This window comes from Pseudomonas sp. R3-41 (genome assembly GCF_054161485.1).
On record NZ_CP096421.1, the window covers coordinates 4,519,953 to 4,533,615 of the forward strand.

Below are 13,663 nucleotides of genomic sequence, written 5' to 3' on the forward strand. Positions count from 1 at the left end.
TCTCTCCACTAAATCGGTCCGGCTACGTCGGAAAAGGGTTGCAGCCCCTTCAACAACCCGACCAGGCCGTGCAGCGGCACGGGCAGCCAGGTGGGGCGATTCTCGGCTTCATAGGCCACTTCATAGGCCGCCTTCTCCAGGCCGAACAACGCCAGCGCAGCGTCTTCGCCTTCAGCATCCTTCCACTCATGGGCAAGACTAGCTGCCGCCAGCCGATATGCCTCGACAAATGCCTGGCGAGCCTCTTTCAAATAACGATCGGCGACCCGTTGCCGCGCCGCATCGGCATCGGCCGTGCTGTCGACGGTGTGCAGGTGAATCGCCATGGCCGCCGCATAATCGAAGGAACGCAACACGCCACTGACATCCTTGTACGGGCTGTGCTTGCCCCGTCGCTCATGCAATGGCCGCGCCGGCTCACCTTCGAAGTCGATCAGGTAAGCATCGCCCTTGATCACCAGGACTTGGCCCAGGTGCAGGTCGCCATGGACGCGAATGCGCAAGCCACCGGCGGCCTTGCCGGCCAGTTCCTGGACATGGGCCAGGACGGTTTTCTTGTGCTCCAGCAAGCGTGCGACCATGGCCTGGTCGGCGGGGTTCAATTGGCCTTGGTTCTGCTTGAGCAGGCGCAAGGCGTTTTCCACCTGGGCGGCCACGTCCTTGCCGATGGCCTGTGCTTCCTTGGCGTTGGTGGTTTGCGGTGTAAAGTCCGGGTCGTCGGTGGCCTGGGCCAATACCTGGTGCATTTCCCCCAGGCGTTGGCCGAGCATGCCGGCGAAATCCTTCAGCTCGCCCAAGGCGTTGTAATGCTGCTCCTGCTCGGACACCGCGTCCGCCAGCTCATCGCGCAAGGCGCGTTCGAGGTTGTTCTGGGTCCATTCCCAGGCGTCGCCCTGGTTACTCAGGTAGCCTTGGGCGATCATCAGCAACGCATCTTCGCCTTGGGCGTCGCGGCGAATCACCGAACCCAGCAGCGGTGAAATATTGCTGAAGCCGGCAGCGGTCAGGTAGGCACTCATTTCCAGTTCCGGGTGCACACCCGAGGCGACCTTGCGGATCAGCTTGAGGACGAGGCTGCCCCCCACCACCACCGAACTGTTGGATTGTTCGGCGGACAGGTAGCGCACCTCCGGCTCGTCTCCCAGGTTCAACGCGGCCAGGCCTTCGGTCGGCTCGAAACGCAACTCACCTTCGGCGAACGGCAGCACCGTGGCGGCCTGCATGCTGTGCAGTACGGCGCGCACGAAGCTTTCCAGGCTGAAGGCATCGGTGATCAAGCCCACCTGACGCACCCGACGAACCCGGGACAAAGCCAGCTGCTGCGGCAATGCCGCACCGACCTGGTCCTCGGCAAGCAGGCCGAACGGCAATTGGTAACGCAGGGTCTGGCCGCCACTGGTGACATCGATTTCACTGAGCAACACCGGATGCTGTGGATCGCCGAAGCGCACGCCATAGACAATATCGACCTTCTCGATCGCGCTGTCCTTGCCGGCGAACCAGCGCCGGTTCTGCAACCAGGTCGGCAGGATGGTTTGCTCCAACGTGGTGCGCGATGGCGCTTCGAGCAATTCTTCCAGGCGTTTTTTCAGCACCAACGTGGTGAAGTCCGGCAGGCTCTGGGCCGGTTCCACGTGCCAGCTTGGCATTTGGTTTTCTGCCGCCAGGGCGAACCAATAGAAGCCGTACGGCGCCAGGGTCAGGAGGAAGTTCAACTGGCCGATGGGCGGGAAGGCATTGCCGCCGAGCATCTCCACCGGGACCATGCCGGCGTAGGCCGACAGGTCCAGCTCGGCGGCCTGGGCGCTGCGGGACACGTTGGCCACGCACAGGATGATTTCGTGCTTGCCGTCAGGCCCGGTGTATTCGCGGGTATAGGCCAGGATCCGGCGGTTGCTCGGCGAGAGCATCTTCAGCGTGCCCCGGCCGAAGGCCTTGGATTGCTTGCGCACCGCCAGCATGCGGCGGTTCCAGTTGAGCAGCGAGTGCGGGTCGCCGGCCTGGGTCTCGACGTTGACCGACTGGTAGCCGTACAGCGGGTCCATGATCGGCGGCAGCACCAGGCTGGCCGGGTCGGCGCGGGAGAAACCACCGTTGCGGTCGATGGACCACTGCATCGGCGTACGCACCCCATCGCGGTCGCCCAGGTAGATGTTGTCGCCCATGCCGATTTCATCGCCGTAGTACAACGTCGGCGTACCGGGCATCGACAGCAGCAGGCTGTTGAGCAACTCGACGCGACGACGATCGCGCTCCAGCAGTGGCGCCAGGCGTCGGCGAATGCCCAGGTTGATACGCGCCCGACGGTCGGCCGCATAGTAATTCCACAGGTAGTCGCGCTCCTTGTCGGTGACCATCTCCAGGGTCAGCTCATCGTGGTTGCGCAGGAAAATTGCCCACTGGCAATTGGCCGGAATCTCCGGGGTCTGGCGCAAAATGTCGGTGATCGGGAAACGATCTTCCTGGGCCAGGGCCATGTACATGCGTGGCATCAGCGGGAAGTGGAAGGCCATGTGGCATTCGTCACCGTTCAGCCCTTGGGCGTCGACATCGCCGAAGTACAACTGGGTGTCTTCCGGCCATTGGTTGGCCTCGGCCAGCAACATGCGGTCAGGGTAGTTGGCGTCGATCTCGGCGCGGATCAGCTTCAGGACGTCATGGGTCTCGGGCAGGTTTTCGTTATTGGTGCCGTCACGCTCGATCAGGTACGGGATGGCATCCAGGCGCAGGCCGTCGATGCCCATGTCCAGCCAGTAGCGCATCACCGACAACACGGCCTTGATGACCTGCGGGTTGTCGAAATTGAGGTCGGGCTGGTGAGAGTAGAAGCGGTGCCAGAAGTACTGGCCCGCCACCGGGTCCCAGGTCCAGTTGGACTTCTCGGTGTCGAGGAAAATGATGCGCGTGCCGTCGTACTTGTGGTCGTCATCGGACCAGACGTAGAAGTCCCGCGCCTTCGAACCTTTCTTGGCTTTGCGCGCGCGCTGGAACCAGGGGTGCTGGTCGGAGGTGTGGTTGATGACGAGCTCGGTGATCACCCGCAGGTTGCGCTTGTGGGCTTCGGCAATGAACCGCCGGGCATCGGCCATGGTGCCGTAGTCGGGGCTGACGCCGCGGTATTCGGCGATGTCATAACCGTCGTCGCGCCGGGGGGAAGGATAGAACGGCAGCAGCCAGATGGTGTTGACGCCCAGGTCGGCGATGTAGTCGAGTTTTTCGATCAGGCCGGGAAAGTCGCCGATCCCGTCGTTATTGGAGTCGTAATAGGATTTAACGTGAACCTGATAAATCACCGCATCCTTGTACCAGAGCGGATCCTTGATGAAGGTGGCAGACCGGGGTTTCTTCGCCATGTGCAACTCCTGATAATTCAATAAAGCCGCGGGATACAGGCTTGTGGGGTCTTGTTATGCGGCGAGGCCTTGTTCTGTGATGAGGTCTTTGTGGCGAGGGAGCTTGCTCCCGCTGGGCGCGAAGCGGCCCCCTTGAAATCACGACTGCTTCGCAGCCGAGCGGGAGCAAGCTCCCTCGCCACAACAGCCCTCACTCGACATCGCGCGGCATCACGCCACGCTGATCCGCCAAATCCCGAACGGCTGGTACGCCGGGTCGATCCGCATGAACTGGTACTTGCCGTACCAGGTCCAGCGATGTCCGTTCATCAGGTCCTCGCCCTGGGTCTGGGCATCGTCGGGCAGGCCCATTTCCCACAGCGGCAGTTCGAAATTGGCTTCCTGTGGGTTGTGCGGGTCGAGGCTCACCGCCACCAGGATGAAATTGCTGCCATCGGCCGTGCGCTTGCCGAAATAGAGAATGTTGTCGTTCCAGGCGTTGTAGATCTTCAGGCCCAGATGGGTATGCAGCGCCGGGTTCTGCCGGCGGATGCGGTTGAGCTGGGCGATCTCGGCAATGATGTTGCCCGGCGCGGTGAAGTCCCGGGGACGGATCTCGTACTTCTCCGAGTCGAGGTATTCCTCTTTGCCCGGTACCGGGGCCGACTCGCACAGTTCGAAGCCCGAATACATGCCCCACAGGCCTGAGCCCATGGTCGCCAGCGCCGCGCGGATCAAGAAGCCCGGGCGCCCCGACTCATGGAGGAAGGCCGGGTTGATGTCGGGTGTATTCACGAAGAAATTCGGCCGGTAGCACTCGCGCAACGGCGACTCGTTGAGCTCGCTGAAGTAGGTCGCCAGTTCGGCCTTGGTATTGCGCCAGGTGAAATAGGTGTAGCTCTGGGAATACCCGACCTTGCCCAGCCGCGCCATCATCGCCGGCGTGGTGAACGCTTCAGCCAGGAAGATCACCTCAGGGTATTGGGCCCGGACATCGGCGATCAGCCATTGCCAGAACGGCAGAGGCTTGGTGTGCGGGTTGTCGACCCGGAAGATCTTCACGCCTTCCTCGACCCAGCCCACCACGATGTCCCGCAGTTCTTCCCACAGGCTGGGAATCGCATCGGCCGCATAGAAATCGACGTTGACGATGTCCTGGTATTTCTTCGGCGGGTTTTCCGCATATTTGATCGTGCCGTCCGGCCGCCAGCTGAACCAGCCGGGGTGCTGCTTGAGCCAGGGATGGTCCTGGGAACACTGGATGGCGAAGTCGAGGGCAATCTCCAGGCCGTGCTCAGACGCCGCCGCCACCAGGCGCCGGAAGTCCTCGCGACTGCCCAATTGCGGATGAATGGCCTCGTGCCCGCCCTCCTCGCTGCCGATGGCATAGGGACTGCCCGGGTCGTCGGGGCCGGCGGTGAGGGAGTTGTTCGGGCCTTTGCGGAAACTGCGGCCGATGGGGTGGATTGGCGGGAAGTACAGCACATCGAAGCCCATGTCCTGGATCACCGCCAAGCGCGAATGCACGTCATTGAAGGTGCCGTGGCGCTGGGGATCGTCGGTGATCGAACGGGGAAACAGTTCATACCAGCTGGCAAACTCGGCCAGTTTTCGCTCCACATCCAACGAGTATTCGGGGCTGATGCTCAAGTAGGGTCGATGATCGGCCAGGGACATCAGGTCGGCACTGCGTGGGGCCAGGAACAGCGCCACCTGTTCGTTCGGCAACAGGCCGGAGAGTTCGTGGTGCAAGGCCGCCAGTTGCTCGCTCAGTTCACCGCTGCTGCGCTCGGCAGCCATGTGCACTTGATTGCGCCCTTCCTGCAACTCCAGGCTGATGGGCACCCCGGCAGCGAACTTCTTCTCCAGCTCGTAGCGAAAACTGGCGAACTGGTCGATCCAGGCCTCAATGCAGAACACATAGCGGCCTTGCTCCGGCACGGTGAACTGGCCGCGCCAGCCGTTATTGCCCAGGTCGCTCATGACCTCGCTGTTCCATACGTCATCCTGGAGCGAGCGCCAGCGGATGCGCACCGCCAGCTTATCGTGACCGTCGGCGAACACTTTGCTGGTCACCGTCACGTCCTGCCCGGCCACGGCCTTCGCGGAGAATTGCCCGCCGTCGATCACCGGCATGGTGTTTTCAATCGCGATACGCGGCAACAACAAGGCCTGAGACAACGGCAAATGCGGGTTGTAGGCCAGGTCAGACGGGTGTTCGGCAGTCATCGAGCATCGCTCCTTTTACGCCCCATGGACGCGCTTGTGGCGGTAAAGGCCCAACGGGTCCCTGAAAAAACTCACTTAAACTCCGAACCGGAACGACGGCTAAAAGTTCAGCGGGATTTGCCCCCGGGATGCATCCGGGATCAAACCCGGCGCTGGGTGGTCAACAACCATAAGCACGACTCAAGCCATGTGCGTTACGGAGACCCGTCCCGATGAGTATTCCCATCCCGGCCGAAACACCCGATCCGAACATCGACGACCCCAACTTGCCCCCGCCCAGCCCTGATCCCGAGCCGATTCCCGAGAAAGACCCGCCGCTGGACCCGCAGCCGCCCAAGGGTGACCCGCCCAGCGAGAAGCCGCCGGAGCGGGTTTGATTCAAGCGTAGTGATAAAGGAACAGGATGACGAAAAAACCTGTGGGAGCGGGCTTGCTCGCGAAAGCGGTGTGTCAGTGATGAAGATATTGCTTGTCACGCCGCCTTCGCGAGCAAGCCCGCTCCCACAGGGTTGTGTGTGTTCAGGCTGGTTCTCGTGTCACAGCTTGTCGTCCTTCTCCAGCGCCCGGACGATCATCGGCATCACACTGAAGATCGCCAGGGCCAGCACTGTGCTGAGGACTGCCGTGGCTTCCCGCCCCAGCCCAGCCGCAACGCCGATGGCGGCTGTCATCCAGAGGCCGGCCGCCGTGGTCAGGCCCTTGACGTGACTTTCGTCGCCGTCGTTGTTTTTCAGGATGGTACCGGCGCCGAGAAAACCGATGCCGGCGACCACACCCTGTATCACCCGGCTCATGGCATCGGCCTGGGACCCGGACATCTGTGGCACCAGGACGAACAGCGCCGCCCCCAGGGCCACGAGCATGTGGGTACGCACACCGGCCGCCTTGCCCTTGTGTTCGCGCTCGAAACCCAGGATGCCGCCCAGCAGCGCGGCCATGACCAGCCGCACCGTGACCCGGGTCATCTGCTGGGCATCGGTGATGTCGGCGAATTCCGCCTGCAGGGTTATCCAGACTTCATGCCACCAGGCGTTCATTGACAGTCCTCTTTTGCGTTGGATAAACGATGGACCGCAAGCGAAGCCAGAGGTGCAGCCGACCGCTGATCAGCCGCGACGAACCCTGGCTTGGCCGAGGGACCTAACATTCATGATCCCAGAAGGAGCAACGCCATGACTGTCCGTATCGATGACAACCAGACCTGCCATTTCGAAACCCCCAACGGCACCGAACAGCGCCCCGCCAGCGAGCTGACCATCATCACCGACCCGGACAAAGCCATGTCGGTCGTGGAACTCAATGGCGACCGGGTCTACATCACCGAGGCTGAAGCCGATGCCCTGACCGTGGCCGGTGCGGTCGATGAGCGCAAGCACCTCAAGGCCACGGACAGCGGCTCGGCGATCTGAGCCCATCTACCAGAGCAATAAAATCCCAGTGGTCAGAGCAATGTAGCCCTTGTGGCGAGGGAGCTTGCTCCCGCTGGGCTGCGAAGCAGCCCCAACACATCGCGACCGGTGTATCAGGACGACCGCGTTGCAACTCTTGGGGTTGCTTCGCAACCCAGCGGGAGCAAGCTCCCTCGCCACAAAGTGTTTAACGCCCAACCGTCGGTGCGTCAGCCTAAAAGGCGTTGTTTGTCCATCCATGGGTGCATCAAAGTGTCGCAGCGCCTGGGCTTCGCGGCATCTGATCCGGTTTTTATCGAAACACCTGAGTCTGTTATGCAAACAGTTCCATGGTCATAGTGCACCGGCCAGATAGAGGCTGATGAGCGACCGACCATGAGCGATAGAATCCCCGTCCAGTTGATACAGACGTTCGAACCTGCGCCAACCAAGATCAAGGCCAGGACCACCGACGCCCTGATCCACACCCGCAGCTTCACCGGCTTGTTCCGCACCTTGCGCATCAGCGGTGCGGGGGTTCTGTTCCTGCTGTTCTTCGGCACGGTGTGGTTGAACTGGGGCGGCCGCCAGGCGGTGCTCTGGGACCTTTCCGAAAGCAAATTCCATATCTTCGGCGCGACCTTCTGGCCCCAGGATTTCATCCTGCTGTCGGCGCTGTTGATCATCGCTGCCTTCGGCCTGTTCGCGATCACCGTGTTTGCCGGTCGCGTGTGGTGCGGCTACACCTGCCCACAGAGTTCCTGGACCTGGCTGTTCATGTGGTGCGAGAAAATCACCGAAGGCGAACGCAACCAGCGGATCAAGCTGCAAGCGGCGCCGTGGGGCCTGAACAAACTGTTGCGCCGCAGCGCCAAGCACACCTTGTGGTTGGCCATCAGCCTGCTCACCGGCCTGACGTTCGTGGGCTACTTCACGCCGATCCGCCCCTTGGCCGAGGAACTGCTGACCCTGCAAATGGCGGGCGTGAGCTTGTTCTGGGTGCTGTTCTTTACCGCCGCCACCTACCTCAACGCCGGCTGGCTGCGTGAGGCGGTGTGCATGCACATGTGCCCTTATGCACGTTTTCAGAGCGTGATGTTCGACAAGGACACCTTGACCATTTCCTACGACACGGCCCGCGGCGAAATCCGCGGCCCGCGCAAACGCGAGGTGAATCCGGCCAATATTGGCCTGGGCGATTGCATCGACTGCCAGATGTGCGTGCAGGTCTGCCCCACCGGCATCGACATCCGTGACGGCTTGCAGATGGAATGCATTGGCTGCGCCGCCTGCATCGATGCCTGCGACTCGATCATGGACAAGATGGGTTACGCCCGTGGCCTGATCAAATACACCTCCGAACATCAATTGCAGGGGGGCAAGACTCACCTGCTGCGCCCGCGACTGATCGGCTATACCGCCGTGCTCCTGGTGATGATCGGCGCGCTGGCCGTGGCGCTGGTGCAACGGCCCATGGTGTCACTGGACGTCAGCAAGGACCGCGGCCTGTTTCGCGAAAACAGCGCCGGCCAGATCGAGAATATCTACAGCCTGAAAATCATCAACAAGACCCAGCAGCGCCAGGACTATCAGCTGTCCCTGGTGGACGGCGACGGCTTCGTCCTGCAGGGCAAGACCCGGTTGAGCCTGGCCCCGGGGGAAATCGTCGATGTGCCGGTGTCGGTGGCGATGCTCAGCGAACGGCCCGGCAAAGGTTCCCTGGAAATGACCTTCAAGGTCGCCGACAGTGACGAGCCGGACAACAACAGCGTGGCCAAGAGCCGTTTTGTCGCACCGATGAATCGGTGAAGCCGTAAGATGCCGGGCACCTGTGGGAGCGAGCCTGTGAGGGCAAGCCTGTGGGAGCAAAGCTTGCTCGCGAAGAACGATGACACGACCTTACTGTTGATTTGTGTCGCCTGTATCGCGAGCAAGCTTTGCTCCCACACGCTCGCTCCCACAGTTTAAAAAGCGCAAACCACGCGTCATTCGAGACTGGGCCCCACCATGAAACGCTACGAAAAATTCGCCGACGACATCGCTGAACTGATCCGCTCGGGCATGCTGGGGCCGGGCCAGCGCGTGCCGTCGGTGCGCTACGCCAGCCAGACCTACGGCGTCAGCCCGTCCACGGTGTTCCAGGCCTATTACCTGTTGGAGCGACGCGGCATGATCCGGGCCCGGCCGCGCTCCGGCTACTTCGTCAACACCCATGCACCGAGCCCGTTTTCCGAGCCGGCGATCAGCAGCCAAGTGCACGAGTCCACCGAAGTCGACGTCAGCGAGCTGGTGTTTTCAGTCCTGGATTCGATCAAGGACCCGAACACCGTACCGTTCGGCTCGGCATTCCCCAGCCCGACGCTGTTCCCGTTGCAACGGCTGTCCCGCTCGCTGTCCAGTGCAACACGGGACATGGACCCGCGGGTGGTGGTCACGGACATGTCACCGGGCAATCCGCAACTGCGTCGCCAGATCGCCCTGCGCTACATGGTTGGCGGGCTGATGCTGCCCATGGAAGAACTGCTGGTCACCAACGGTGCCCTGGAAGCCTTGAACCTGTGCCTCCAAGCCGTGACCGAGCCCGGCGACCTGGTGGCGATCGAGGCGCCGGCATTTTATGCCAGCCTGCAGGTACTGGAACGGCTCAAGCTCAAGGCGGTGGAGATTCCGGTCCACCCACGCGACGGCATCGACCTGGACGTGCTGGAGCAGACGCTGGAGCGTCACCCGATCAAGGCCTGCTGGTGCATGACCAGTTTTCAGAACCCCATGGGCGCGACCATGCCCGAGGAACGGAAACAGGCGCTGGTGGCGTTGCTGCGTCGCCATCAGGTGCCGCTGATCGAGGACGACGTCTACGCCGAACTTTATTACGGCCAGCAGGCGCCCAAGCCCGCCAAGGCGTTCGACACTGAAGGATGGGTGATGCATTGCGGTTCGTTCGCCAAGAGCCTGGCCCCGGGTTATCGCATCGGCTGGGTCGCCGCCGGGCGCTACGCGCAGAAGATCGAACGGCTCAAGCTCATGACCTCGCTGTGCGCCTCGATGCCGGCCCAGGCCGCCATTGCCGACTACCTGCAACACGGTGGCTACGACCGTCACCTGCGCAAGCTGCGCTACGCCCTGGAAGAACAGCAAAACGCGATGCTTGCCGCCATCGCCCGCTATTTCCCGGCCCAGACCCGGGTCAGCCAGCCCGCGGGCGGCTACTTCCTGTGGCTGGAGCTGCCCGAGCAGATGGATTCGCTGAAACTGTTCCAGATGGCCCTGGCCCAAGGCATCAGCATCGCCCCGGGCCCGATCTTTTCACCGACCCGGCGCTTCAGGAATTGCATCCGCTTGAACTATGGCAGCCCGTGGACTGAAGCCTCGGAAAAGGCCATGGAGACGTTGGGGCGGATTATTCGATCGTTTTGAATACGATGTCGCTCTGAAAGTTGCCTTCGCGAGCAAGCCCGCTCCCACAGTGGATCTACTGCGTACATGAAATATGTGACCGCGGGGGAACAATGTGGGAGCGGGCTTGCTCGCGAAGAGGCCAGTGCAGACAACGAAAAACCCCGAGGTCAGCGCCCGCCCCCCAAATCCACAAACGTCCCGGTCGCATACGAAGCCTTGTCCGACAGCAGCCAGATAATCGCCTCGGCCACTTCATCCGGACGCCCGCCACGGGCCATGGGAATCGCCGACTCCAGCTTGCTGACCCGATCCGGGTCGCCGCTCAGGGCGTGGAAATCGGTATAGATATAGCCGGGACGCACCGCATTGACGCGAATGCCTTCACCGGCCACTTCCTTGGACAGGCCGACGGTGAAGGTGTCCAGCGCGCCCTTGGAGGCCGCGTAGTCGACGTATTCTCCCGGCGAGCCCAGGCGGGCGGCCACCGACGAGACGTTGACGATGCTGCCGCCCTGCCCGCCATGTTTGGGCGACATGCGCAGCACCGCGTGCTTGGCGCACAGGATCGGCCCCAGCACGTTGGTCTTCAGTATCTTGAGGATGCGGAATTCGGACATTTCATCGAGTCGGGACTTATGGGCAACCGTACCGGCGTTATTCACCAGGGCGGTGACACGTCCCAGTTCGGCATCGACCCGATTGAACAGGCCGATGACTTCATCTTCGAGGCTCACGTCGGCCCGCACGGCAATTGCCTGTGCGCCCTTGGCCCGAACCTGTTCGAGCACCTCTTGCGCGGCACTTTCATCAGACTGGTAATTGATGCAGATCCGATAGCCCGCTTCGGCAGCCAACAGCGCCGTGGCCGCCCCGATTCCGCGGCCGCCACCGGTGATGACGATGACTTTATCCACGCTTGCTTCTCCCTTCCACGGATAGACGTGCGGCCCAAGAATAGCGTTCGCGTCACGCTTTGCACATACCGCTGCGTCTACCGGGCCAGGGCGCGCAGATCCAGGCGTCCTTCCAACAGCGGCGGGCACCAGTAATAGCCGCCGGTGATCGGGCGGCTCATGCGATACAGACCGTCGGTAATGCCATCTTCCAGGCCACTCATGCGCCGCAATTGCGCCTCGAAGGCGTCAAGGGAGAAACCGAACGCCAGGAACATCAGCCCTGCACGGTCGCCTTCGATCCAAGGCATGGAACGCCGGACCACGAAGGCCTCCGGGGCGAAGCTCTCCTGGGCGGTGCGCTTGACGTGAGCCGACTCCGGCGCGTCGTCGAGTTCTTCGTTGTCGCTCAGGCGCCGGCCCATGATGTTGTCGCGCTCATGGGGCTGCATCGCCGCGAAACCGTCCAGATCGTGCTGCCACTGCTGGATCGCGGCGAAACTGCCTCCGCGCAGCCCATCGGCACCCGGGGCCAGGGCGGCGGCGACGGCCGCTTCGTCGTGGGGGTTTTCGGTGCCGTCTTCATAGCCGGTCAAGTCGTGGCCGGTCATGTGGCGGAAGGTTTCGTTCATCTGCACCAGGCGCAGTGCCGGGGCCAGCGCCGCTTCGATGGCGCGACTGCGGTGCATCAGCTCGCCGCGGTCTTCACCGTGCAACCAGCACCACAGGGCATGCTGGGTCGAGGGGTTGTCCACGCCGACGCCAGCCAACGCAGGAAAAGCCCGCAGGCCATCGACCTCGGCGCCCAGCGCCTGGACCAGCGACTCGCCGAAGCCAACCACGGCCCGGCCATCGAGCAGCAACAGGAGTTTGTCTAGCGCAGCCGGCAGTGCCTCGACCGATTCCAGGGCAAAAAACAAATGACGGGCCTGAGGCGGAACAGGGGTGGCGAGAATGCCAGGCTGGTAGTAACTCATGTGAACTCCTTTAGAAAGAGCGCAAGTTTACCCGGCAGCCGCCGCTTTGTGTGGTTTGGCTTGAGTTCCGGTCACGGGGGCAACCGGGCCGTTTGTGGGAAGGTTCCCGCGGCCCCGTCAGATTGCTCAGAAACATGCCGCGGCCCGATAGCCTCGGATTGCCGGACAGCCCAAAACGCCCTAGATTGCCCTCCTTCAGGAAGACCAACGAGAGCGCTGCACCATGCACATTGCCAGATCGATACTCGCCGGGACGCTTCTCCTGGCCTGCGGGACGTCCACAGGCTTTGCCCAGGAGCTCATTGAAGACACGGTCAATGCCGTCATCCAGCCGCTGATGAAACAACAGGACATCGTCGGCATGGCCGTGGCGATCACCTACAACGGCCAACGGCATTATTTCAACTACGGCGTGGCCGCCAAGGACACGAAAAAGCCGGTCACCGACCAGACCCTTTTCGAAATCGGCTCGGTCAGCAAGACCTTCACCGCCACCCTCGGTGCCTATGCCCAGGCCCGGGGCAAACTGTCCCTGACGGATCCGGCCAGTCGCTTTGCACCCGAGCTGCGCGGCAGCGCCTTGGAGGGCAGCCGCCTGCTCGATCTCGTCACCTACACCGCCGGTGGCCTGCCCTTGCAGTTTCCCGACGAGGCGGATCATCCGGACCGGATGTTCAGTTATTACAAGACCTGGAAGCCGCTCTACCCGGCTGGCACCCAGCGACTTTATTCAAACCCGAGCATCGGCCTGTTCGGTTATCTGGCGGCCCGCAGCCTGGAGCAACCTTTTGACGAAGTGATGGAGCGCACGCTGATGCCAGGGTTAGGCCTCAAGCACAGCTATGTCCGGGTACCGCAGGATCAGATGGACCGATACGCCCAAGGCTATGCAAAGGACGGCAAGCCCGTGCGGGTCGGCCCTGGCGCCCTCGACGCCGAGGCTTACGGGGTGAAAACCAGCTCGTCGGACCTGCTTCGTTTCATCGAGGCCAACCTGCGACCTGACAAACTGGACGCGGATTTAAAGCAGGCCATCGCCACGACCCATACCGGTTTCTACAGCGTTGGCGGGATGAACCAGGGACTGGGCTGGGAGTTCTACCCCGCGCCGTTCAGCTTGGATGACCTGCTCGCCGGCAACACACCGCAGATGGCCCTGACGCCTCAAAAAGTCGAACCCCTGGCCCCGCCCCTCCCAGCGCCAGACGGCGCCTGGATCAACAAGACCGGCTCCACCAACGGTTTTGGCGCGTACGCGGCGTTCGTGCCTGGCAAGGACATGGGGATCGTCATGCTTGCCAACAAGAACTACCCGATCGAGGAACGGGTGAAGGCGGCGCATCGGATCCTGATGGCGTTGGAACGCCAATAACTCATGACGCCTCGGGGTGATGAGTTTCTCTGTGGCGAGGGAGCTTGCTCCCGCTGGGTCGCGCAGCGGCCCC

Annotated in this window: 10 protein-coding genes; 5 read left to right on the plus strand and 5 right to left on the minus strand. The window is 62.3% G+C overall.

Annotation, left to right across the window (positions count from 1 at the left end):
* Positions 1-8 precede the first annotated feature (8 nt).
* Together treS and M1D99_RS19320 are read right to left on the minus strand one after the other, a co-directional pair.
* A complete protein-coding gene (treS, locus tag M1D99_RS19315) occupies positions 9-3,353 on the minus strand; it encodes a maltose alpha-D-glucosyltransferase (RefSeq protein ID WP_186708567.1) in 3,345 nt (1,114 codons plus the stop codon).
* Positions 3,354-3,563: 210 nt separating this feature from the next.
* Positions 3,564-5,561 (minus strand): alpha-1,4-glucan--maltose-1-phosphate maltosyltransferase, encoded by a 1,998-nt coding sequence (locus M1D99_RS19320; protein WP_458130628.1) that lies wholly within the window; start codon positions 5,559-5,561, stop codon positions 3,564-3,566.
* A 212-nt stretch (positions 5,562-5,773) separates the two neighbouring features.
* On the opposite strand from M1D99_RS19320, the gene M1D99_RS19325 reads away from it, so the two are divergent.
* Positions 5,774-5,938 (plus strand): hypothetical protein, encoded by a 165-nt coding sequence (locus M1D99_RS19325; protein ID WP_458130629.1) that lies wholly within the window; start codon positions 5,774-5,776, stop codon positions 5,936-5,938.
* Positions 5,939-6,097: 159 nt separating this feature from the next.
* Here M1D99_RS19325 and M1D99_RS19330 read toward each other — a convergent pair whose 3' ends face one another.
* Entirely contained in the window at positions 6,098-6,598 is a 501-nt protein-coding gene (locus M1D99_RS19330) for an MgtC/SapB family protein (protein WP_186708554.1), read from the minus strand.
* A gap of 135 nt (positions 6,599-6,733) precedes the next feature.
* On the opposite strand from M1D99_RS19330, the gene M1D99_RS19335 reads away from it, so the two are divergent.
* From M1D99_RS19335 to mapR, 3 genes are all read left to right on the plus strand, one after another.
* Positions 6,734-6,970, plus strand: coding sequence for a DUF3203 family protein (locus M1D99_RS19335; protein WP_411385090.1), 237 nt, complete (start codon positions 6,734-6,736; stop codon positions 6,968-6,970).
* Positions 6,971-7,345: 375 nt separating this feature from the next.
* On the plus strand, positions 7,346-8,758 hold the full coding sequence (ccoG, locus tag M1D99_RS19340; protein ID WP_434571118.1) for a cytochrome c oxidase accessory protein CcoG: 1,413 nt from the start codon (positions 7,346-7,348) through the stop codon (positions 8,756-8,758).
* 198 nt (positions 8,759-8,956) lie between these two features.
* Positions 8,957-10,366 (plus strand): GntR family transcriptional regulator MpaR, encoded by a 1,410-nt coding sequence (gene mapR, locus M1D99_RS19345; protein WP_250965328.1) that lies wholly within the window; start codon positions 8,957-8,959, stop codon positions 10,364-10,366.
* A gap of 149 nt (positions 10,367-10,515) precedes the next feature.
* Here the strand turns inward: mapR and M1D99_RS19350 are convergent, their stop codons facing one another.
* Positions 10,516-11,262, minus strand: a complete 747-nt coding sequence (locus tag M1D99_RS19350) for an SDR family oxidoreductase (RefSeq protein WP_458130630.1) — start codon at positions 11,260-11,262, stop codon at positions 10,516-10,518.
* 77 nt (positions 11,263-11,339) lie between these two features.
* Complete coding sequence (locus M1D99_RS19355) at positions 11,340-12,218, minus strand: Dyp-type peroxidase (RefSeq protein ID WP_458130631.1); 879 nt, start codon at positions 12,216-12,218, stop codon at positions 11,340-11,342.
* 223 nt (positions 12,219-12,441) lie between these two features.
* Here M1D99_RS19355 and ampC point away from each other — a divergent pair, with 223 nt between their 5' ends.
* The gene (ampC, locus tag M1D99_RS19360) at positions 12,442-13,590 is read left to right on the plus strand and encodes a class C beta-lactamase (protein ID WP_458130632.1); all 1,149 of its coding nucleotides are present in this window, start codon (positions 12,442-12,444) and stop codon (positions 13,588-13,590) included.
* Positions 13,591-13,663 lie beyond the last annotated feature (73 nt).